The organism is Burkholderia cepacia complex sp. TUM26381 (assembly GCF_057439935.1).
This window is the reverse complement of the sequence record NZ_CM172008.1, coordinates 316,612-338,769: the sequence shown is the minus strand read 5'-3', so window position 1 is coordinate 338,769 and position 22,158 is coordinate 316,612. Positions and strand designations below refer to the sequence as shown.

Below are 22,158 nucleotides of genomic sequence, written 5' to 3'. Positions count from 1 at the left end.
TGACAAGAATGAAGGCGCGGCAGCGACGCCGAACCGGGTATGAACCGCAACACGATTGCCTATGCCGTCACCTGCGGGTGCGTTCCGGCCGCCGCATGCAACGCGTCGGCGCCGCCGCCGAGGAAGCGCGCCAGCTGCCGCGCGGAAGGCTCGCGCACGATGGAGTTGTGATCGTCGTCGAACTGGCTCACCGCGATCGCACCGCACGTGAGAACACGCAGGCATTGCGCCGCCTGCGCGCTCGACATGCCGGTGGCGCCGCGTTCGGCGAGCGCGTAGTCGATGCGGGCGCGCACCTGTTTCGGCCGATGATGGGCAAGCGCCACGGCGTTCGCGGCGTGCAGACGCGCGATGTGCCCGAATGTGGCGGGTTGGGCACGACGCCGCGCGTCGGCAAGATAAAAGTCCTGATCGAGCATCGTGTCGAAGCGCGGATCGGCAAGCCACGTCTCCACCGTCCGGAATCCGTCGGCGGCGTCGCCCCCGTTGACGAGCTCGCGCAGTCGCGTCGCAAAATCGCCTTCGTCGAGCGGCGTGTCGACGATCATCAGCGGCGGCGCGGCGGTCCCCTCCGCTTCCCACTGCGCCGTCATTTCGTGCGCGACGATCCCGCCGAACGACCAGCCGCCGAGATAGTCGGGCTGCCGGTGTCGTGCGGCCACCAGCGCGGCGCGATAGCGGGACGCCAGTTGCGCGATCGAAAGATACTCAGGCATGAGGCCTTGTTCGGCGTACGGATGACGAATCGCGACGATCGTCGGATCGCCCGGCCATACGTTCGCCAGGTCCTGGTAACAGAGCACATTTCCGCCGACCGGATGCACCAGCGCGATGAATGGCCCCGTGCCCTCGCGCAGCGTGACGACGAGCCCGCGATCGTCCGTCGAATCGGGATCGCGCTGCTTGTCCGGCGATTCGGTTTCGTCATGCTGCGCCGTGCCGCGCGACGCGTCGAACCATCCCGCCAGGGTCGAGAGCGACGCTCCGCGCGCGAGCATGGAAATCGGCGGCATCTTGCCGAGGTGTTGTTGCAAACGCACGCGCAATTCCGTCAATGCGAGCGAGTCGAAGCCCTGGCCGACGAGCGAAAGGTCATCCACGAGGGTAATGCCGTCCGGCGCGACCTCCGCCGCGATCGCCCGCAGCGTCGCGAGCATGTGCGCGGCATCCGCACGTGGTGCGCCGTCGCCGGTCCCGGCCGCTCGAGAATGCGGTTGCCGGTTCTCGTCGTTCGCCGCGAGATCGCGTCGATGTTGTGCGACGCCGCGCTCGAAGCCGGCTGGCGCGCGGTCCGGGAACGGCAACTCGAAACGCTCGGCGTCGAAGGCATAGCCCGGCGCTTCGGCAGGCCGCGGCACGTTGCCGTAAAGCCGGTGCCACGCGATCGTCTGTCCCGTGCTGTAGAGGCGTGCGCAGCCGTGCGCAAACCCGGTCGCTTCATCTTCCTCGTCGCCATCCGGCCCGTCGGCGAGCGAAGCGACCGCACTGTGCCAATCGCCGTTTGCCGTCGCGCGTGCGAGCTTCGCGAGCGCCGCGCCCGGCCCCACTTCGACGAAAAGGGTCTTGCCGTCGGACGCCGCAAGCAACGCTTCGTGAAAGCGCACCGGCTGTTCGACGAGATCGAGCCAGTGCTCGACCCCGGCAATCGCGTCGGTCGCGAGTTTGCCCGTGAGGGTGGAAATGATCGGGATCGATGGCGGTGCAAGCGTCAGGGGCTCGAGTGCGCGACGAAACGCATCGCGCATCGAACTCAACAGCGGCGAATGACCCGGCGTGCCGTAGGTGCTGAGCAGCGAAACACGCTTGCCCGCCGCGACCATCGCGTCCTGAACCAGCTCGACCGCGGCCTGCGTGCCGCTCACGACGGTCTGCGCCGGCCCGTTGATGCCGGCCACGAACAGGTCGGCGCCGAATGCGAACCGTGCGGCAAGCTCGTCGACGCCGGCGGCGACCGCAAGCATGGCGCCCGTCGGCGTCTCGGTATCGAAAAGGCGACCGCGGGCCGTCACCGCCTTGAGGCCGTCATCGAGCGACATCACTCCGCCGAGCACAGCGGCGACATGCTCGCCGAGCGAGTGCCCGATCAGCAGATCGGGCTGCACGCCCAGATCCATCCACGTGCGCGCCAGTGCATAGCACACGATGAAATGCGCGAGCTGCCCCGGATGATGGCGCACCGTTCCCGCCGCGCTGCCGAGGATCGCATCCAGCACGTTGCGTGCCGTGTCGGGCCCGAGCAGGCTCAGGCACACGTCCGCGTGTTTGCGGAACAATCCGTTTCCCTGGTAAAGACCCGCACCCACGCCCGGCTTCCATGCCCCTTGGCCGGGTACGAGAAATGCGACGCGCGGTTTCTTCGGGTGCTCGTTCGCGTGCCATTGCCCCGTCGGATTCTCCGTGAGGAAAGCGTCGAGTGCGGCGACGAAATCCCCGTTCGTCCTGCCGACCAGCGCGACCCGGTGATCGAAATGATCGCGTCGCACGTTCGACGTGTGACAAGCCTCGCGCAACGGCGCGGGCGTGCCCGCGAGCCAGTCGCGCCACGCCGAAGCGGCGCGCCGGCGGGCCTCGGGCGACCGGCCCGAAAGCGTCAGCACGCGCTCTCGCTCGACCTCCGCGGCAGCGTCCGGCAAGGCGTCGGGTGTCGAAAGAATCAGGTGAACGTTGGTGCCGGTAATGCCGAAGCCGCTCACGCCGACGAACGTCTCGCCGTTGCCCAGCGGTATGCCTTCACGCGGAATCTCGAGTTGCGAACCTTCCCAGTGAAAGCGCGGATTCGGCGTCGTGAAGTTCACCTGTGCGGGTACGCGGCGATGACGCAGAATCAGCATCGCCTTGATGAAACCCGCCATGCCCGCGGCGCCTTCGAGGTGCCCCAGTTGCGACTTCACCGAACCGACCAGAACCGGCTTGTCGCGTTCGACGGAGCGGGTATAGACGTTGCGCAACGCGGAAAGCTCGATCGGATCGCCCAGCGCCGTTCCCGTGCCATGCGCCTCCACATACGACACGGACTCGGGACGAACGCCGGCCCGCGCCATCGCGCGGCGAATGACGGCCTCCTGCGCGGCGCCGTTCGGCGCGGTGAGGCCATTGCTCGCACCGTCGCTGTTGACGGCCGACCCGGCCAGCACCGCGTCGACCCGATCGCCGTGCGCACGTGCGTCGCCAAGCCGCTTCAACACGATCGCGCCGCCGCCTTCGCCGCGAATGTATCCGTCCGCGTTTGCGTCGAAGGGCCGACACTGACCGGACACCGACATCGCTTGAAGCCGCGCGACGCCGATCGTTTCCTCCGGCCCCAGGATCAGGTTCACGCCGCCGGCAATGGCGACATCGCACTCGCCTGCCTGCAGGCTCTGTGCGGCAAGATGGATCGCGACGAGCGACGACGAACAGGTCGTATCGACGAAGATCGCCGGGCCGCTCAAGCCCAGCACGTGCGAGACGCGGCCCGGCGCCATCGCGCGCAGATTGCCGAGCTTCGAGTAGGTGGTAATGCGCGTGGCATCGCCGGACCATACCGAGCGCCGGCCATAATCGGCCTCGCCGGTCGTCATGAAAACCCCGACGTTCTTGCCGCGCAACCGGCCCGGCGCCATGCCCGCGTTCTCGAGCGCGGCCCATGCGAGCTCCAGCATCCAGCGCTGCTGCGGGTCCATCTCCATCGCCTCGGCCGCCGACGTGCGGAAGAATTTGCGGTCGAAGAAGAACGGATCGTCGACGTAGCCCGCCACGCGCGAATACGTGGTGCCGGGCTGGTCGGGATCGGGTGAATAGAACGCGTCGATATCGAACCGCTCGCGCGGTGTTTCCCGAATCGCCGTTCGCCCGGAATTCAGGAGTGTCCAATAGCTCGACGCACAGGAAGCGCCGCCCGGAAAGCGGCACGACATGCCGACGATGGCGACTTGTTGCAAATGGGTATTTGACCGGTCCATACCGTACTCTCGGCAAGAATGATGCTTGATGTCAGTGGCGTCGGGCCGCGTCGAGATCGTCGCTGCTGCTTGCCTGCACCAGCACCGCCATGTTCCCCGGCAGATGCTGATTCCCGCGGATCTTCGCGTGCGCCTCCGGCAGACGGTGCCAGGGAAACACTTCGGACAGGCACGGATCGATCCTGCCGCTCATCACGAGCCGGTTCGCCTGTGCCGCCTCCTTGAGGTTCGCGAAATGGCTGCCCTGGATGCGCTTCTGTCGCATCCATACGTAGCGCGCGTCGCAGGTCAGGTCGTAGCCGCTCGTGGCGGCGCAGAACACGACCATGCCTCCGCGCTTCACGACATAGCAGGACGGCGCGAACGTGTTCCGGCCCGGGTGTTCGAACACCATGTCGACGTCGCGCTTTTCGCCGAGTGCGTCCCAGATCGCCTTGCCGAACTTCTTCACGCCGTCGACATAGGTTGCGTAGGCTTCCTTCTCGTCGACGGACGGCGGCACGCCCCAGCACGAAAACTGCGAACGGTTGATGACGCCCACCGCGCCGAGGCGCTTGACGAACTCGGCTTTCGAATCGTCGGAGACCACCGCGACGGGACGTGCGCCGACCAGGGCCGCGAGCTGAATCGCCATCGTTCCCAAGCCGCCAGCCGCCCCCCAGACGAGCACCGATTGCCCCGCCGAAAGCACGTGGGGCTTGTGGCCGAACAGCATGCGATACGCGGTCGCGAGCGTGAGCGTGTAGCACGCACTCGCGGCCCACGTGAGGTGCTTCGGGCGCGGCATCAGTTGCGTGGCCTGTACGCGTGCGAATTGCGCGAACGAACCGTGGGACGTTTCGTAACCCCAGATACGCTGCGAAGGAGACAACATCGGATCGCCGCCGTTGCATTCTTCGTCGTCGCCATCGACCTGCGAACAATGCGCGACCACTTCATCGCCAACCTTCCACTTCCGCACGTTCGCCCCGACGGCCCATACGATGCCGGACGCATCGGAACCCGTGATGTGATACGGGTCGTCATGCAGGTCAAGCACCGAAAACGGCTGCCCCAGGGCGGCCCACACGCCGTTGTAGTTGACGCCGGCCGCCATCACGAGAATCAGCACGTCATTGGGGCCGATCGACGGCACATCGACGATTTCCTTCGTAAACGCGCGTTGCGGCTCTCCGTGGTTTTCGCGGCGAATCGTCCATGCATGCATCTTCTTCGGCACAAAGCCCAACGGGATCGGGCAACCGGTGTCGAAAAGCTCGGGCTGGGTGTTTCTCGTTCCGGCAACCATGTCCAACATTTTGGTATCCATATCGATATCCATGAAAGAATTGATCCGGCGGGTATGCGTGCTCGCGACGAAACCCGTGAGGGTGGCGGTATGTCAGGCCGCCGCCATGCCGCCATCCACCGACAGCGCGGTGCCGGTCATGAAGGAAGATGCATCGCTCGCGAGGAACACGACGGCCTCCGCGATCTCCTTTTCGGTACCCAGGCGTCCGATCGGATGAAAGCTCCTGATCTGATCGGTCATCCCGGTTTCCTCGAGAAACTTCTCGACCATCGCCGTCGCGACGAACGCGGGGCAAATCGCATTGACGCGGATATGCTGCTTCGCGTATTCGAGCGCGGCCGCTTTCGTCAGCCCGAGGATGCCGGCCTTCGACGCGTGATAACTGCTGCCCCCGAATGCCGATGCCACAAGGCCGTAAGTCGACGACATATTGACGATCGAGCCGCCGCCGGCCTTCAGCATTTCTGGAATTTCGTATTTCATCGAGAGGAACATCCCTTTCAGATTGATGTTCATGACGAAATCCCAACTGGCTTCGTCCGTGTCGGCCACGGTTTTGCCGAACGCTTCAACGCCGGCATTATTGAAGGCGACATCGAGTTTTCCGAATTCGCCAACCGTTCTTGCGACCGCATTGGCGCAATCCTCGGCCCGGGAAACGTCGGTTTTCACGAACATCGACTCGCCTCCCGCTTTGCGGATCTCTTCGACGACGGCCAGCCCTTCTTCAATACGGCGCGACGCAATCGCGACCCTCGCACCTTCCCTGGCAAACAACAACGCCGTGGCCCGGCCGATACCGGAACTTCCTCCGGTCACCAGCGCGACCTTCTCCCGAAGCTTCAGCACTGCACTCTCCTGATTGCGTCGATGTGACGGATTTCTTACAGCGATCCGGTGAGCGATCCCACATGCTTGAAATTAATCGACACCGTTTAATGTCGCTGATTCTAGACGCGGAAAAACGCGCGCCGGTGAAAGTTCATAAAAGTTCAGAATCGCATTCCGGGCACGCGAATATGATCACAACGTCGATATTTTCTTCATTCGAGCGATTGACTCACCATGCAAGCCCAGACGAAATCCAGGCATGAAATCGGCATGTCCGTCATCCATGCGATCGGACACGAAGGCTTCAGCAGCCTCAGCGCAGCACTCGACAGGCTCGACCCCGATTTCAAGCGACTGCTCGTCGAGGGTGCTTATGCGGACATCATTGCCCGCCCGAATCTCTCGCTGGAGCATCGCGAACTCGTTACCGTCGCGGTCCTTGCGACGATGGGCAATGCCGAATCCACGCTCAAATACCATGCGGGCGGCATGTTGAATACCGGCTGGGCGCCGGAAGCCGTGGCGGAAACCGTCTTCCAGACGCTCTATTACGCAGGCGTACCCGTCGCAATGGCTGGTATACGCCACGTCGCGGCGTTGCTGCGGGAGCGCGGCATCGACGTCAGCCACGAGGTCGATCTGCTCGGACAATACGAAACGGCCGTCGCGTGCCTCTTTCAACGGAGACAGGCGCCGTGTGCTGCGCTGACGCACAAGGAGCGTCGGCTCGCCGCACTCGCCATCGTCATTGCCAGCGAGAATCAGCACGACGCGGTACGGCATCATTTGCAGGCATGCCTTCGCGTCGGCTGGACACGCTGCGAACTGACGGAAGTCCTGATTCAGCTCACCGGGTATATCGGCTGGCCGCTCGTGCTGCCGGTCGCGCGCATTGCGCTCGGCGTCTTCGACGCGGCAGAAGGCTGCGCGAGCGCGGAGCAGACGCATGCGTTCGCCGAACGGCAATCGCGGGAACCCGATCGATACGCGCCGGCCGGCATCGCGGAGATTGCCCCCGACCTCGCCCGTCATCTCGACGAACCGGGCGCGACGACAGCGAGTCTCGAATCGATCGAACAGGAAAAAGCACGGCATCTGACGGCCATCGCATGCCTGACGTGCCTTGCTCGAAATGCCGATGCCGACCTGCTCGCCACTCATATGAACGAAGCGCGTTCGCTGGGTGCGACACGGCACGAAGCCGTCGAGGCGATCGTCGGCGCACTGCCCTACGCGGGCATGCTCGCCGTGCAATCGGCGTTGCTCGTGGCAAACCGGCTCTTTGCACCGGCAGATCCGTACGCGACCGCCGCGCATCGAGCTGCGGCGACATGACGGGTGGCGCCGCCCGGCGCCCCCATCGACCTCACACACGATACGAACGACACAGGAACAGGCGATGAACGACGAAGGTGGTTACGATCTCGAAGACCTCATGCCAGGCATGACTGCGCAGTTCTTGAAAATTCTGTCCGAGCGCGACGTCTTTCTGTTTGCGAGCGCCTCCGGCGACCGGAATCCCGTGCACCTCGACGAAGACTATGCGCAGCGGACCCGTTTCGGCGGCCGCATCGCGCACGGCATGTTGTCCGCGTCCGTGATTTCCGCGGCGATTGCGTCGCGTCTGCCGGGCCCCGGGTCGATCTACCTGTCGCAGGACCTCCAGTTTCGCCGCCCGGTCAAGCTTGGCGAAACCGTCTGCGCGACCGTGACGATCAAGGCGATTCTCGGAAGTCGACGGCGAGTCGTGCTCGATACCCGATGCGAGGTGAACGGGCTCGTCGTCGTGGAAGGCACGGCGGTCGTCATGCCGACGACCGTCGCGGAGCGCGCGAAAGACACGGCACGATTGCAAGGTCAGGAAACCTGACGGCTACGCTCGCCATTTTCAGTCCCGCCCTGGTCGTCTCGATCGCCGGCGATACGTCTACCTTCATCGCCGACAACCCGGCGGTCTCGATCCGAGGCGACACGCATCCCGCCTGACAACGCATCGGATGCATGCGAGCGCCGTCGCGTGACCGGCGCTCGCAGCGTACTGCCCGCTAGTTCTGCAGCAGGATCTCCACACGCCGATTGCGCGCTCGCCCTTCGGCGGTCTCGTTGGAACCCACCGGATCGGCCTCCCCCTTTCCGGTGGCCGTCACGGCATCCGCGTTCACGCCATGCTCGCGCAAATACGTCGCGACCGCCTCCGCGCGGCGCCGCGACAGCGCGAGATTGTGAGCATCCGAGCCGACCGAGTCGGTATAGCCGGTCACGTTCACCGCCGAGAAATGCCGGTCTGCCTGACGGCTCAACAGTGCGTCGAGCGAAGCGCGGGCGGCGGGCGTCAGCGTTGCGGAGTCGGTCGCGAAGTACGTGTCGCCGGTCAGGCTGACCTTTTCCGCGGCGACCGGTGCCGCCACCACGGGCACCGGAAGCGGCGCGGGCGCCGCGCCGCACTGGAACTCGATCGACCGCGGATCCGCGCCGTCGCGGAACGGCGCAGCCGAATCGACCAGGCGAACCGGTTGCGTGTCGCACATGCGCGTCGCGACCTTCATGCAGGTCTTTTCGCTCGACAGGATGCCATGACAATCGACGCGAAACGTCCGGACGCCGTTTCTCGGCTGCAGTTCGTATGCGTTGAACGTCGGCCCGGACGCGCTCGTGCAAGCGGCGAGAGAGGCCACGGACACGAGCAGGGCAAGAGAGATTTTATTCACTGATTCACTCCGTAAAATCGATTCGATCTCGCACATGCGGCGCGGCAGTGCAGCCGCATGCGGATGCGTTCTCGTTCGGCGCGAACCGTTCCGGCGCTATCCGCCGGAACGGTTCGATGCGCACGGATCACTTCCACTGATACAACATACCCGCGCCGACCACGCGCTGACTGCCGGCAAAACCGCCGTTCAGCGTCGCCTTCAGGTTCTCCGTGAGGCGCGCCTGCATGCCGACGGCCATCGCCTTCTGGCCCAGGAAGGTCGCCGTACCGACCCCCATCGCGAAGTTCGAATCGCGGTCCATGTGCGGGATAGATGCCATCGCAGCCGTCGCCGCAATCCCGTCGCGCGCCATCGAATCGGTCTGCTGGATCTGCTGCTGCATCTGCGTGAGCTGGTTGTTGACCGTGTTCAGCGATTGCGTGAACTGGTTCGATACCGCGTTCAGCTGGTTCACGTTCACGGCGTCGGTACCCTGCGTACCGGCCGCGACGTTGACGACCTGGCGCGCCGAATCCGCGGAACCCACGGCGACGACATTCGAGCGCCCGCCGTCGTTGCTGCCTGTGCCGATCGCGGTCGATCCGTTGCCCGTTGCGGTCGAGCCGACGCCGATCGCGGTCGATCCGTTGCCGGACGCCAGCGCGCTGTTGCCGACCGCCGTGCTGTTCGAACCCGATGCGACCGCGCCCGACCCGCCCGCCGACGAATTCGATCCCGTCGAGCCCGGCGGCACGTTCGTGCCGGTCGGATTCGTCGTGTACGAACCACCGAGGTTCGACGTGCGCTGCGTGATCAGCGTCGTCAACTGGTTGGCAACCGAGTCGAGCTGCGACACGTTCACCGCGTCGGTGCCGCTCTTGCCGGCCGCGAGACCGGTGATCTGCCGGTTGCCGATGTTGACTTCGCCGGCTGACGACTGCGGGCTGCTCAGGCCGTATGCGATGTAGTTCGTCTGCGCGCCAACGGTGGTCAGCGAACCTGCGCCGAGCGCGATGCTGTTCGCGAACGTCGCCGACGCACCTGCGCCGAACGCGAGCGCATCGGTCGCCGTGGCGTGCGCGCCCGAACCGAGCGCGACGCTGCCGACGCTCGCCGCGACCGCGTTGGCGCCCTGTGCCACCGACTGTGCGCCGGTGGCCGTCGCGCCGCTGCCCAGCGCCATCGCATCGGCCTGCGCAGCGCTTGCCGCCTGGCCGATCGCGACGCCGCCCGGCGCGGTGGCATCGACGATCGCGCCGTTGCCGATCCCCACGCCGCTGTCGCCGTTGACCACCGTCGTCGGGCCGACCGCGACCGACTCCGCGCCGACGGCGAGCGAATCCACGGCCGTCGAGTTCGCGTGGAAGTACTTCGTGGTCGTGACCGCGAACGACTGCAGCGCGCCGGCCAGCTGGCGCACGGTCACCGCGTCCTGCTGGCCGGTGCCGTCCGCGACGTTGGTGATCTGGCGATACGTCTTGCTCGTCGCGTCGCCAAGCGATACCGCGCCCAGCAGCGTCTGGTCGGTCGTGTTGAACGGAATCGACGCGCTGCCGTTGCGGATGGTCCCCGAGGCCGGCACCGTCGCGCGGTCGGACACCGAACCGGCGCCGAGCGCGATGCTGCCGTCCACCTTCGCGATCGCGTTCGGGCCGATCGCGACGCTGTCGAGCCCGAGCGCCTGGCTGTCCGGCGCGGTGGAGTTCGCGTGGAAGTACTTGATGCCGTGCGCGTTGATGTTGTCGATCGCCGAGCCGACGTTGTTGTTGATCGTCGTCGAGCCGTCGCCGTTGTACGTCACGTACGACGGCGCGGAGATCGTGCCGGTCGTCGGGTTGTAGGTGGCGCCGCCGCCGATCGCGCCGGCCGTGCTGTTACCGAGGTTACCGTTGTTCGACGCGATCGAGCTCAGGCCGGTCGACAGCGAACCGATGCCCGTCGACGTCGCGGTGGACAGCGACGTCAGGTTGCTGTTCGTGCTCGACAGGCCGGTGGACAGCGAACCGACGGTCGTCGAGGTCGACGTCGACAGCGACGAAATCGAGCTGGTCGTCGAGCTGAGGCCGGTGGACAACGAGCCGATGCTCGTCGACGTGGCGGTCGACAGCGACGTCACGCTGCTGTTCGTCGTGCTCAGGCCGGTCGACAGCGAACCGATGCCCGTCGATGTGGAGGTCGACAGCGACGTGATCGAGCTGTTGGTCGAACTCAGGCCGGTGGACAGCGAGCTGATGCCCGTCGACGTCGAAGTCGACAGCGACGTGACCGAGCTGTTCGTCGAACTCAGGCCGGTGGACAGCGAGCTGATGCCCGTCGACGTCGAAGTCGACAGCGACGTGACCGAGCTGTTCGTCGAACTCAGGCCCGTGGACAACGAGCTGATGCCCGTCGACGTCGAAGTCGACAGCGAAGCCACCGAGCTGTTGGTCGAACTCAGGCCGGTCGAAGTCGACGTGGACAACGACGTGATCGCGCTGTTGGCCGACGACAGGCCGGTCGACGTCGAGGTCGAGAGCGACGTCACTGCGCTGTTGGTCGAACTCAGGCCGGTCGACAGCGAGCTGATGCCGGTCGACGTCGACGTGGACAGCGACGTGATCGCACTATTGGCCGACGACAACCCGGTCGACGTGGACGTCGACAACGAAGTCACCGAGCTGTTGGTCGAACTCAACCCCGTCGACAGCGAGCTGATGCCGGTCGACGTCGACGTGGACAGCGACGTGATCGCGCTGTTGGCCGACGACAACCCGGTTGACGTGGACGTCGACAACGAAGTCACCGAGCTGTTGGTCGAACTCAACCCCGTCGACAACGAGCTGATGCCGGTCGACGTCGACGTGGACAGCGACGTGATCGCGCTGTTGGCCGACGACAACCCGGTTGACGTGGAGGTCGACAACGAAGTCACCGAGCTGTTGGTCGAACTCAACCCCGTCGACAACGAGCTGATACCGGTCGACGTCGACGTGGACAGCGACGTGATCGCGCTATTGGCCGACGACAATCCGGTCGACAACGACGACACACCCGTCGACAACGAACTGACGCTCGACGCAGTCGAAGTCGACAGCGAATTCACCGCCTGGTTCGTCGCATTGAGCTGCGACCCGTTGATCGCATCCGTGCTTGCCGAGTTGATGCGCCCGGCCGCGACATTGGTGATTTGGCGCTCGGTGCCCGACGCACCGACGCTGACGACGCTGGTCGGCGACGTGCCGTTGAAGTTGTATGTGACGCCGCCGATCGTCGCGCTTGCCGTCGGGTTGGGCGCGGCCGTCGTCGACCCTGAGCCGAGCGCGACATCGCCCGCATTGTTCGCCACGGCCGACGCGCCGAACGCCAGCGCACCGGCCGCCGCGGCCGTCGACGTGTTGCCGAGCGCGAGCGAGCCGGTACCCTGCGCGATGTTCGAATTGCCGATCGCGACCGCACCGTTGCCGTTCGCCGTGTTGTTCGCCCCGGCCGTGACCGCGCCGGTGCCGATCGCGGTGCTCGGGTCGCCGATCGCTACCGCACCGTTGCCGCTGACCGTCTGGCCCAGGCCGAGCGCGACGGCGCCGGCACCGCTCAGCACCTTCGAGCTGTTGCCGCCGGCGATCGAGCCCGCGCCTGCCGCAGCGGCAACCGAGTTGCTGTCGCCGATCGCGACGGTCGAACCCGCCGCCGCGACGCTGTTGATGCCGATGGACGTCGCATTCGTGGCCGACGCCGTCGCACCGGGCCCCAGTGCGGTCGCCGAAACGCCGCTGCCGAGCGCGAGATTGCCGAGCGCGACGGCGAACTGCTGCGTCGCGGTCGATTGCACGCCCATCGCGATCGAACTGACGCCCGACGCGTTGGCGTTCAGGCCGAACGCCATCGCCGTATCGGCGCCGGCCGTCGTGGACGAGCCCAGCGCGATCGAGCTGGTGCCGAGCGACTGCGTACCCGAGCCCGGTACGCCGGCCGTGCCGCCCCAGCCGATCGCGATCGACGTCGCGCCCTTCGCGCCGCTGTTGACACCCATCGAGATCGAGGAATTGCCGGTCGTCAGCGCACCGCTACCCACCGCGACGCCGGCCGCGCCGGAACTCGTCGACTGGTTGCCGAGCGCAACCGCACCCTGATTGGTCGCCTGTGAAGAAAAGCCGAGCGCAACGGTGCCGATGGCCGACGAGACCGCGCCGAGTCCGAGTGCAACCGCATTCTGGCCAGACGCCGTTGCATTGTTTCCGAGCCCGATAGCGGACGTGCCGCTCGCGGTCGCGCCGCTGCCGATGGCCACCGTGCCGGACTGCGTCGACTGCGCTGCATTACCGACGGCAACCGCAAATGGTCCCGAACTGATCGCCTGCACGCCGAGCGCCGCACTGTTGACGCCGGTCGCCTGCGCGTTGATGCCGACCGCGGTCGACCCATCGGCCATCGCATGCGCGCCCGGACCCAGCGCCGTCGCCGACACGCCTTGCGCCGTCGACAGGTTACCCAGCGCGGTGGAATTCTGCTGCGCCGCACTCGACCCGACGCCGATCGAGATCGACGTCACGCCGCCGGTCGCGGAGCCGCCATCCTGCGCGTACTGCGCATGCGCGCCCGCATGGAACAACGCAAGATACGTGGACGCCATCAGCACGGCCAGTCGTCGCGGCGACGGCGCCGAAAGCAGGCCCGCGCGTATCGCGGCGCCCTCGTTCGCCGCATGCTCGCGTGTGCCGCACGCCGACGCAACTCGCTTGCCGCGCGCACGGTCAAGCTCGGAAGCCGCGACCCAGGCCCCCAGTGCTTCGTTCCAGATCGACTTGAACGACTTGTTCATCTTGTGTTCCCTCGGTTCTCATGTGCTGGATGACGCAGCAGCGAACGCGACGGCAGGCGATGATGCATCGGTCTGCCTCCTCGCCCGTGTCGCGACGCTTTGCGCTTCATTTTGGATAGCTAACTAAACGATCGAACAACGCTGCTCGGCAATCGCGATCGCCAGGGCGATCGCGCGACTGCACGCCGCACGCATGCGTCGGCACGCTGCGCGGCGGCACTCGCCGGTTATCGGGTCATGAAGGCCGATGTCGCGGGAAAGACGGAGACGCGCTGCCCCGCGCATCGCGAATCCGCGTGCGCGCGCCGTCGCGTCTAACCGGTGGCGACCTCGAATGTCATGGGAAGACGTCGTTCAGACGCCGGATGGACGGATGCCGGCCCGCACCCCGGGACGGCCCGTCAAGATTCATTCAGGAGGAGGATGACGCCGCGTGGTCCCCGGGTATGAAGCATGCGCATCCGGTTCGCTCGAACCGGTGCGTTGATCTGCCATGCCTGTCGCGCTCATATTTTTTCGTGCCCGCCTGATTCGAGAGCGCGCTGCGCGATCGTGCCCGGACGGATCAGACCGCCCGGCTGCCCACGCGAAGCCGCTCACCCTCTCCGCCGGCAGTCAAACGCTTTTCCGGATTTCCGGAAAAGCGCCCGACTTGCCGAACGACCCCCGCATCGATTTAATCGGTCGAATTTTCTTGACGATTTTTCCAGTCGATGCGTCACACCCCGACCAACCTCACAATTTTTCCGCCTGTCCTGTATACGAACATATTCGGAAAATTATGAAATTTGTATTACCCTCGTGCCAATTTTCTTGTCTGCCATCGCATTCCCAGATCCTGAGAATTGCCATCATTCGATGTCACATTGAATATCGCGTCATCCGAATCTGGAAGCGGCAAGGAATCCACGAACAGCCGTTCCCCTCGAAGAACCGATTCCAGCCGCGCCGGGGCTAGTGTGCAGGCATCCGTTCAAACAAACCTTTTCTCGAGCGGAAAAAAGCTTTTCCCGAGCGGACGATATTTACTTTCATACATTCCGGCTCGCAATCCGGTTTTTATCGAATCGAATCTCGACCGGCCAGTAGAAATCCATTAATCGCGTCAGCACCGATTGAGCGCATTTATTTCACATTGAAAGGAATCGTCTTTCGACACAACTCTCCCGAATTCATATCGCGGGCCAATTCGATTCTACAATCGATAAAATCCGGAAATAAAGACCGATATCGAAATGCAATTCGGCATGTTTTTCCACCTCCATTTCGTTCGACCCGACGTCGGCGCCGAAACCGCGCAGCGCCCCGCCGGATATGCCCACACGGGCCGCACGGAATCCTCACAATCGGCACTGTTGTCGACATATAATTTTTCGCAACAATTGAGCAGAAAGCGCTGCTTTCGATCCGACTGAACACCCTTCCACCGCGCCCGCCACCATGTCATCCCGCTCGTCCAGCCCGGCGCAGCTTCGCTCCACGCCGGATCTCGCTGACGCACATATTCTTGTCGTCGACGATCGCCCGAACGACCTGCGGCTCCTGACCGAAATCCTGCGTGCCGCGCGATGCCGGATCAGCGTCGCGTTCGACGGACTGCAGGCGTATCACCGCGCCCAGGCGATCGCGCCCGACCTGATCCTGATGGACGTCCGCATGCCGCGCATGGACGGTTTCGCTGCATGCCGGCTGCTGGCGTCGACACCGTCGACGCAGTCCATCCCCGTCATCATCCTGACGGCCGCGGGCGATCTCGAGGATCGCATCGCGGGGCTCGAAACCGGCGCGATCGACTACATCGTCAAGCCGTTCGAGCCGATCGAAGTGCTGGCCCGGATCCGCAACCACCTGAAGCGCGCGCGGCGCAGCCAGCCGTTCGCGCACCTGCCCGAGATGCCCGCCAACCCGGATGCGGCCCTCGTACGCGCGGCGGCCGAAGTCCTGCTGCGCGACCTGCGCTATCCGCCGGCGCTCGAGGAACTCGCCCGGCAGGTCGGCACGCACGAAAAGCGGCTGTCGCGCGTGTTCCGCGACCAGCTTGGCCAGACCGTGTTCGAGTACCTGCGCGACACGCGCCTGCGCGCCGCGATGCACTTCCTCGCGGAGACATCGATGGGAATCGGCGACATCGCCGAGGAAATCGGCTTTTCCACGCCCGGCAATTTCGCGACGGCGTTCCGCGAACGCTTCGGCATCACGCCGTCCGACTGGCGGCGCCAGCGCCATGCGATCAACGCGCCGCTCACGCCCGGCGGGCATCATCCCGATGCGTAGTCGCGGCGCGGCGTGGGCAGCCGAATGGCGCGCGGTGCTGCTGCTTCTGATGGCACTGGCCGTCACCTGCGCGACGGCCCGCGCGGCCCCGGCGCCGAATCCCGCGCAACTGGACGCCGTGTCGGTGTTCGAGGACGCGAGCACGACGATGACAGCCGAGCAGGTCGCCGCGCGCATCGCCGAGCCGGGGCGAGACGCGGCTGCGGCCGGCGCATCGACGTTCAACGTCGAGTTCTCGCGGTCGGCATGGTGGGTCCGCGCGACGCTGGTCAACCGTGACAGCGCCGCACGCCCGCTGGTACTGGTAATTCGCGACGCACGCGTCGACCATGCCGACTTCTACGTCGGCCAGAACGGCCGGTGGACGCTCGACAGCCGTTTCCCGGCCGCCGGCGCGGGCGGCGATGCCACCGCGCCGCCCGCGCGCTACCCGGCACTCGACGTCACGCTGCCCGCCGGCGAAAGCCTCCCCGTGCTGATCCGCGTCACGTCACGCAAGGAAATGCGGCTCGCGCCGGCGGCATTCACCCGTGCGGCCTGGGATGCGCTGGAACGGCGCGCGACGATGTGGGACTTCGGTTTCTTCGGCGGGCTGCTCGCTCTCGCGTGGTGCGCGCTGCTGATCGGGTTCTTTTCGCGCAGCGGCGTGTTCCACGTCCTGGCCGCGCTGGCGCTGGGTACGACGCTGTTCGAAGCGGCATACCGCGGCTATACGGCAATGGCGTTGCCGCCCGCGCTGCGCGAATGGTCGGCGCGCGGCGAGGTGATCTTCGCGTACGTGGCTGTCGCCTGCTTCATCGCCTTCATCCTGATGGTCGCCCGGCGCGAGCAGGCGAGGCTGCCGTTGCGCGCGATCTACATGGCGTTCCTCGCGCTCGAATGCATCGGCATGGCGGGCGCCGCAGGCGGCGACCTGCTGACCTTCACGTGGTTTTGCCTGCGGTTGAACGCGGTGCTGGGGATCGTCAACATCAGCCTCGCGCTGCTGCTCGCGATCCGCCGGACGCCGACCGGCCGCGTGATGCTGATCGCGATCGCGATCGCCACCTTCAACATGCTGATCCGCGTGCTCGACGGCATGAACGCGCTGCCGCCGGTACTGTTCTGGCTCAAGTCCGACATCTACCCGAACCCGGTCATCGCGATCGTCGGGCTCGCCACGCACCTGCTGGTGCTGGCCGCGTGGATCCACCACGTGGGCCGCCAGCGCACCGAGGCGCGCAAGCGGCTCGAACACTGGCAGCTCACCGAACAGGATCGCCTGCGCGACGAAGTCGCGAGACGCACGGTCGCGCTCAACGACGCGTTGCAACAGGTGACGACCCACATGCAGCAGAAGATCGAGACGCTCGGTTATGTCAGTCACGACCTGCGCGCGCCGCTGTCCACGATCAACGGCTATGCGAAGCTGCTGCTGCAGAGCGCGACGCACAGCCAGGCGCGGCTGATCCGGTCGATCGACCGCAGCATCCGCTACCAGCTCACGCTGATCGACGAACTGCTCGCGTTCACGAAGGCCGAGCTGCAGCCGCTCGGCGTGACGCCCGACACGACCGACCTGCCCGGCCTGCTCGACGATCTCGGCCACTACGCGCTCGCGCTGTGTGCGCAGCAGGACAACCGGTTCGTCTACCGGCCGGCCACGCCGCTGCCGCGCACGGTGTCGATCGACGGGATGCGGCTGCAGCAGGTGCTGCTGAACCTGCTGTCCAACGCGTCGAAGTTCACGCGCGACGGCACCGTCACGCTGTCGGTGCATGCGGCGCGCGAAGGCGATGCGTGGCGCCTGCTGTTCGAGGTCGCCGATACGGGTATCGGGATCGACATCAGCGGCACTCGCGACATCTTCCGCGCGTACCAGCAGGTGCAGGCCGTGAACGGCGGAACCGGGCTCGGCCTGTTCATCGCACAGCGCATCGTCGGCGCCATGGGCGGCGAACTGGCGGTCGCCAGCCAGCCGGGCGTCGGCACGGCGTTCTCGTTCGCGATCGTCGCGCCGGCCGTCGGGCATGCGCTCGTGCCGGCGTCGGAACTCGTCCGGCGGCTTCATCCGGGCGACGATGCCGGGCCGGAACGCGCCGCGCCCGCGATGGACGGCCCGCCCGACGACGCGCTCGACGAACTGATCCGGCTCGCCCGCGACGGGCGGCTCACCGATATCGAGCAATGGCTCGGCCAGGTTGCGGATGCGCCGGATTACGAAGCCTTCGCGCAGCACGTGCGCGAACACCTCGAGGCACTGGACCTGCCCGCGATCGAGAAGCTGGCCGGCTCGGTGAAACGCGCACGCGTCGCGGATGCGTCATTCGATGCCGAGACAGGCTCAGCCGGCGCGGCCTGACGGCGCAGCGCCGCTCGCGCGTTTCACCCCGAGTCCGCTATCGCTGCCGATCGGCCCGTTCGACGACGCGGGCGAGACGAATGATGTCCGTCAACCCGAATTCGCCCGCCTCCGGGCGCGGGCGGCCATGCTCGTCGGCCACGCGCATCGCGAACGCCAGCGCTTCCGAGCGCTCGCGCAGCAGCACGCGCAGCGCATCGGCCACGATCCGGCAGTCGCGCGCATCGCCCAGGTCGAGCAGCGGCCGGCGGCCGGGTTCGACGGCCAGCGTACCGGCACCGCTCGCCGTCACGTCATTGCGCGTCATGCCGTTCTCCTCGCGGAATCATGATCGGCCGTCCTGCAGCCGCCGCATCGTTGCAACCCGCGCCGCATGTTCCTCCGGCGATGCCCGCCGCGCGGGCGCGCTGTCGCGCGCCGGTTGCCGCGTACCCAGCCCCGTGCCGCCGGTGCGCCGTCGCGCGGCATGCCGTTCGATCACCCGCTGCAGCACGCAGAACACGCACAGCAGCGCGCCGATCACGATCCGCGTCCACCACGAACTCAACGTGCCGTCGAACGTGATCAGCACCTGGATCGTGCCGAGGATGGCGACACCGAACACCGAGCCCACGACATAGCCCACGCCGCCCGTCAGCAACGTGCCGCCGATCACGGTCGCGGCGATCGCGTCGAGCTCCATCCCCTGCGCCTGCAATCCGTAGCCCGACAGCACGTACAGCGTGAACACCACGCCGCCGAGCGCCGAACAGAAGCCGCTCAACGCATACACGCCGATCTTCGTACGCGCGACCGGCAGCCCCATCAGCAGCGCCGAGCGCTCGTTGCCGCCGATCGCATACACGTTGCGGCCGAAACGCGTGAAATGCGCGATGTAGAGCGAGACGGCCAGCGTCGCGAGCGCGATCAGCGCGCCCGCGCTCAGCATCCCGCCACCGACCGGCACGCTGACGCCCGCGATCGCATGGAACGTCGGTTCGTTGATCGTGATCGACTGCGTCGTGATCAGGAAGCACGCGCCGCGCGCGAGAAACATCCCGGCGAGCGTGACGATGAACGGCTGCAAACGGAAGTAATGGATCAGCGCGCCCATCGCCGCGCCGTACAGCGCGCCGAACGTCAGCACGAGCGGCACGATCACCCACACGGGCCAGTGCAGCCGCTCGGCGCCGACTGCGCACAATATGGTTGTTAGCGCAACCACAGAGCCAACCGACAGGTCGATGCCGCCCGATACGATCACGAACGTCATCCCGATCGCGACGATCAGCAGGAACGCGTTGTCGACGAGCAGCCCGGTCAGCACCTGCATCGAGAAAAATCCCGTGTACATCACGGACCCGAAACCGAACAGCGCGGCGAACAGCACGATCGTCACGACGATCGGCAGCGTGCGCGGGTCGGCGAGCCGGCCAAGGAATCGGGTCATCGGTGCGTCGCTCCGGAGGTGGCGCGCGAACGCGCGGAAGGCAGCAGCCGCGACGCATGCCGGACGACGAGCGCGCGCGCCGCCTCCGACTGGATCAGCGTCACGACGATCACGACGACCGCCTTGACGACGAGCGTCGCCTCCGGCGGCACGCCGATCGAATAGGTCGTGTAGGTGAGCGTCTGGATGATCAGCGCGCCGAGCACGGAACCGGCGAGGCTGAAGCGGCCGCCGAGCAGCGACGTGCCGCCGAGCGTCACGGCGAGGATCGCGTCGAGCTCGAGCAGCAGCCCCGCGTTGTTGCCGTCGGCGCTGCGCACGTTCGAGCTCGCGAGGATGCCGGCGAGCGCCGACAGCACGCCCGAGCCCAGATACACGCCGAACACGACCGCGCCCGAGCGCAGCCCGACGAGCCGCGTCGCGACCGGGTTCACGCCGATCGCGCGGATGAACAGCCCGAGCGCCGTGCGGTTCACCAGCAGCGCGGCCGCGGCGATCGTCGCGAGGGCGATCCACACCGCGCACGGGACAGCCGCGAGATAGCCGCCGCCGAGCGCGAGGTAGCCCGGCGCGCCGATCGGGATGATCTGGCCGCCCGTCAGCAGTTGCGCGACGCCGCGCCCGGCCACCATCAGGATCAGCGTCGCGATGATCGGCTGCATCCCGACGAACGCGACGAGCAGGCCATTCCATGCGCCGGCCAGCAACCCGACGCCGAGCGCGGCCGCGAGTGCCGTGCCGACCCGCGACGGGTCCGCATCGAGCACGATCGCCGCGGCCGCGCCTGCAATCGCGACGATCGCACCAACCGAGATGTCGATCCCGCGCGTTGCGATCACGAGCGTCATCCCGAGCGACACGATCACGAGCGGCGCTGCGCGGTTCAGGATATCGATCGGCGCGCCGAACAGATGACCGTCGAGCAGCGCGATCGACAGGAAGCCCGGACGATGCGCGACGTCGAGCGCGAACAGCAGCGCGAGCGTCAGCGCCGGCCACGCGAGCGGATGACGAAACAGCGTGCACAGCCGCGTCATGACTGGCCTCCCGCGATCAGCCGGTACACCTGCTCCTCGGATGCGTCGGCGCCGGTCAGTTCGGCGACCTTGCGCCGGTCGCGCAGCACTGCGATCCGGTGGCTGACGCGCACGACCTCGCCGATCTCCGACGAGATGAACAGGATCGCGAGCCCGGTCGCGCACAGCGCGAGCACGCGCTCCATGATGTCGAACTTCGCGGCGACGTCGATGCCGCGCGTCGGCTCGTCGAGAATCAGCAGCTTCGGATCCGTCGCGAGCCAGCGCGCGAGCAGCACCTTCTGCTGGTTGCCGCCCGACAGCAGCCCGATCGGCTGCTCGGCGTCGCGCGCCTTGATGCCGAGCCGCACGAGGTACGTATCGGCGATCTCGCGCTGGCGCGCGCGCCCGATCAGCCGCCACCAGCCGCGTCGCGCCTGCAGCGCAAGGATGATGTTCTCGCGGATCGACAGCGCGGCGACGATACCCTCCTTCTTGCGATCCTCCGGGCAGTACGCGATACCGTGGCGGACCGCATCGTGCGGCGAGGCGAGCCGCCTGCGCGCGCCGTCGATCTCGATCGCGCCGATGTCCGGCCGCTCGGCGGCGAATGCCAGCTGCGCGGTCTCCGTGCGCCCCGAGCCGAGCAGCCCGGCCAGCCCGACAATTTCGCCCGGGTGCACGTCGAGATCGAGCGCGTTCATCATCCCGCGCCGCCCGACCTGCTGCATCGACAGGAACGGCACGGCGTCGCCGGCCGTACGCTCGACCGCCGCCGCACCGGCCTGCAGCGTGTCGGACATCCGTTCGCGGCCGGTCATCTTCGCGACCAGCGCATCGACCGGCAGGTCGCGCGCCCGATACTCGCCTTCGCGCTCGCCGTTGCGCATCACGGTGATCCGGTCGGACACCGCGTAGGTCTGCTCGAGAAAGTGCGTGACGAACAGGATCGCGATGCCCGACGCCTTCAGCCGGCGCAGCACGTCGAACAGCCGCACGACTTCGCCGTCGTCGAGGCTCGATGTCGGCTCGTCGAGAATCAGCACGCGCGCGTCGACGGACACCGCGCGCGCAATCGCGACCATCTGCTGCACGGCGATCGGATAGGCATCGAGCGAGCGCGTGACGTCGAGCGTCAGGTCCAGTTCGGCCAGCGCCGCGCGCGAGCGCGCATGGATCGCGTTCCAGTCGATCGCGCCTCGGCGCATCGGCTGCCGGCCCGCGAAGATATTCTCGGCGACCGACAGGTTCGCGCACAGGTTCACTTCCTGGTAGAGCGTCTGAATGCCGGCCGCCTCGGCCTCGCGCGGCGCGGCGAAGCACACCGGCCGGCCGCCGACGCGAATCTCGCCCGCGTCGTACGCTTGCACGCCGGTGAGCACGTTGATCAGCGTCGACTTGCCCGCGCCGTTCTGGCCCATCAGTGCGTGGATCTCGCCCGGAAACAGCCGGAAGTTCACGCGCTGCAGCGCGCTGACGCCCGGAAACGACTTGTCGATGCCGATCATCTCGACCACCGGCGGACTCTCCATGCATCCTCCCTCGAA

Annotated in this window: 13 protein-coding genes; 4 read left to right on the top strand and 9 right to left on the bottom strand. The window is 66.5% G+C overall.

From position 1 onward, the window contains the following. Positions 1–59: 59 nt before the first annotated feature. From ACWMMN_RS33725 to ACWMMN_RS33715, 3 genes are all read right to left on the bottom strand, one after another. Positions 60–3,920: a type I polyketide synthase gene (locus ACWMMN_RS33725; RefSeq protein WP_486424402.1), complete on the bottom strand. Its 3,861-nt coding sequence runs from the start codon at positions 3,918–3,920 to the stop codon at positions 60–62. 52 nt (positions 3,921–3,972) lie between these two features. Continuing rightward, the gene (ccrA, locus tag ACWMMN_RS33720) at positions 3,973–5,238 is read right to left on the bottom strand and encodes a crotonyl-CoA carboxylase/reductase (RefSeq protein WP_233464183.1); all 1,266 of its coding nucleotides are present in this window, start codon (positions 5,236–5,238) and stop codon (positions 3,973–3,975) included. Between the two features lie 84 nt (positions 5,239–5,322). Next, positions 5,323–6,081, bottom strand: a complete 759-nt coding sequence (locus tag ACWMMN_RS33715; RefSeq protein WP_256087756.1) for an SDR family NAD(P)-dependent oxidoreductase — start codon at positions 6,079–6,081, stop codon at positions 5,323–5,325. A gap of 252 nt (positions 6,082–6,333) precedes the next feature. On the opposite strand from ACWMMN_RS33715, the gene ACWMMN_RS33710 reads away from it, so the two are divergent. Continuing rightward, entirely contained in the window at positions 6,334–7,398 is a 1,065-nt protein-coding gene (locus tag ACWMMN_RS33710) for a carboxymuconolactone decarboxylase family protein (RefSeq protein WP_486424401.1), read from the top strand. 64 nt (positions 7,399–7,462) lie between these two features. Further along, positions 7,463–7,933, top strand: coding sequence for a MaoC family dehydratase (locus ACWMMN_RS33705; RefSeq protein ID WP_486424400.1), 471 nt, complete (start codon positions 7,463–7,465; stop codon positions 7,931–7,933). Between the two features lie 175 nt (positions 7,934–8,108). Here the strand turns inward: ACWMMN_RS33705 and ACWMMN_RS33700 are convergent, their stop codons facing one another. Together ACWMMN_RS33700 and ACWMMN_RS33695 are read right to left on the bottom strand one after the other, a co-directional pair. Next, positions 8,109–8,771 (bottom strand): OmpA family protein, encoded by a 663-nt coding sequence (locus ACWMMN_RS33700; RefSeq protein WP_486424486.1) that lies wholly within the window; start codon positions 8,769–8,771, stop codon positions 8,109–8,111. Between the two features lie 127 nt (positions 8,772–8,898). Further along, on the bottom strand, positions 8,899–13,551 hold the full coding sequence (locus ACWMMN_RS33695) for a YadA-like family protein (RefSeq protein ID WP_486424399.1): 4,653 nt from the start codon (positions 13,549–13,551) through the stop codon (positions 8,899–8,901). A 1,440-nt stretch (positions 13,552–14,991) separates the two neighbouring features. Between ACWMMN_RS33695 and ACWMMN_RS33690 the strand changes: the two genes are divergently transcribed. After that, positions 14,992–15,825, top strand: coding sequence for a response regulator transcription factor (locus ACWMMN_RS33690; RefSeq protein ID WP_059241346.1), 834 nt, complete (start codon positions 14,992–14,994; stop codon positions 15,823–15,825). Next, on the top strand, positions 15,818–18,166 hold the full coding sequence (locus tag ACWMMN_RS33685; RefSeq protein ID WP_486424398.1) for a sensor histidine kinase: 2,349 nt from the start codon (positions 15,818–15,820) through the stop codon (positions 18,164–18,166). Before ACWMMN_RS33690 ends, ACWMMN_RS33685 begins: the two co-directional genes overlap by 8 nt. A 37-nt stretch (positions 18,167–18,203) precedes the next feature. Here the strand turns inward: ACWMMN_RS33685 and ACWMMN_RS33680 are convergent, their stop codons facing one another. The 4 genes from ACWMMN_RS33680 to ACWMMN_RS33665 are packed head-to-tail and all read right to left on the bottom strand — an operon-like array spanning position 18,204 to position 22,143. Beyond that, positions 18,204–18,473, bottom strand: a complete 270-nt coding sequence (locus ACWMMN_RS33680; RefSeq protein WP_174992332.1) for a hypothetical protein — start codon at positions 18,471–18,473, stop codon at positions 18,204–18,206. Positions 18,474–18,491: 18 nt separating this feature from the next. Beyond that, complete coding sequence (gene yjfF, locus ACWMMN_RS33675; RefSeq protein ID WP_486424397.1) at positions 18,492–19,595, bottom strand: galactofuranose ABC transporter, permease protein YjfF; 1,104 nt, start codon at positions 19,593–19,595, stop codon at positions 18,492–18,494. Further along, positions 19,592–20,632, bottom strand: a complete 1,041-nt coding sequence (locus ACWMMN_RS33670; RefSeq protein ID WP_486424396.1) for an ABC transporter permease — start codon at positions 20,630–20,632, stop codon at positions 19,592–19,594. The genes yjfF and ACWMMN_RS33670 overlap by 4 nt, the downstream gene beginning before the upstream one ends. Continuing rightward, on the bottom strand, positions 20,629–22,143 hold the full coding sequence (locus tag ACWMMN_RS33665) for a sugar ABC transporter ATP-binding protein (protein ID WP_486424395.1): 1,515 nt from the start codon (positions 22,141–22,143) through the stop codon (positions 20,629–20,631). The genes ACWMMN_RS33670 and ACWMMN_RS33665 overlap by 4 nt, the downstream gene beginning before the upstream one ends. Positions 22,144–22,158 lie beyond the last annotated feature (15 nt).

Coding starts and splice junctions, on each gene's coding strand:
- ACWMMN_RS33710 (WP_486424401.1), top strand. CDS start 6,334: ATGTCCGTCATCCATGCGATCGGACACGAAGGCTTCAGCAGCCTCAGC.
- ACWMMN_RS33705 (WP_486424400.1), top strand. CDS start 7,463: ATGAACGACGAAGGTGGTTACGATCTCGAAGACCTCATGCCAGGCATG.
- ACWMMN_RS33665 (WP_486424395.1), bottom strand. CDS start 22,143: ATGGAGAGTCCGCCGGTGGTCGAGATGATCGGCATCGACAAGTCGTTT.
- ACWMMN_RS33685 (WP_486424398.1), top strand. CDS start 15,818: ATGCGTAGTCGCGGCGCGGCGTGGGCAGCCGAATGGCGCGCGGTGCTG.
- yjfF (WP_486424397.1), bottom strand. CDS start 19,595: ATGACCCGATTCCTTGGCCGGCTCGCCGACCCGCGCACGCTGCCGATC.
- ACWMMN_RS33690 (WP_059241346.1), top strand. CDS start 14,992: ATGTCATCCCGCTCGTCCAGCCCGGCGCAGCTTCGCTCCACGCCGGAT.
- ACWMMN_RS33680 (WP_174992332.1), bottom strand. CDS start 18,473: ATGACGCGCAATGACGTGACGGCGAGCGGTGCCGGTACGCTGGCCGTC.
- ACWMMN_RS33695 (WP_486424399.1), bottom strand. CDS start 13,551: ATGAACAAGTCGTTCAAGTCGATCTGGAACGAAGCACTGGGGGCCTGG.
- ACWMMN_RS33670 (WP_486424396.1), bottom strand. CDS start 20,632: ATGACGCGGCTGTGCACGCTGTTTCGTCATCCGCTCGCGTGGCCGGCG.
- ccrA (WP_233464183.1), bottom strand. CDS start 5,238: ATGTTGGACATGGTTGCCGGAACGAGAAACACCCAGCCCGAGCTTTTC.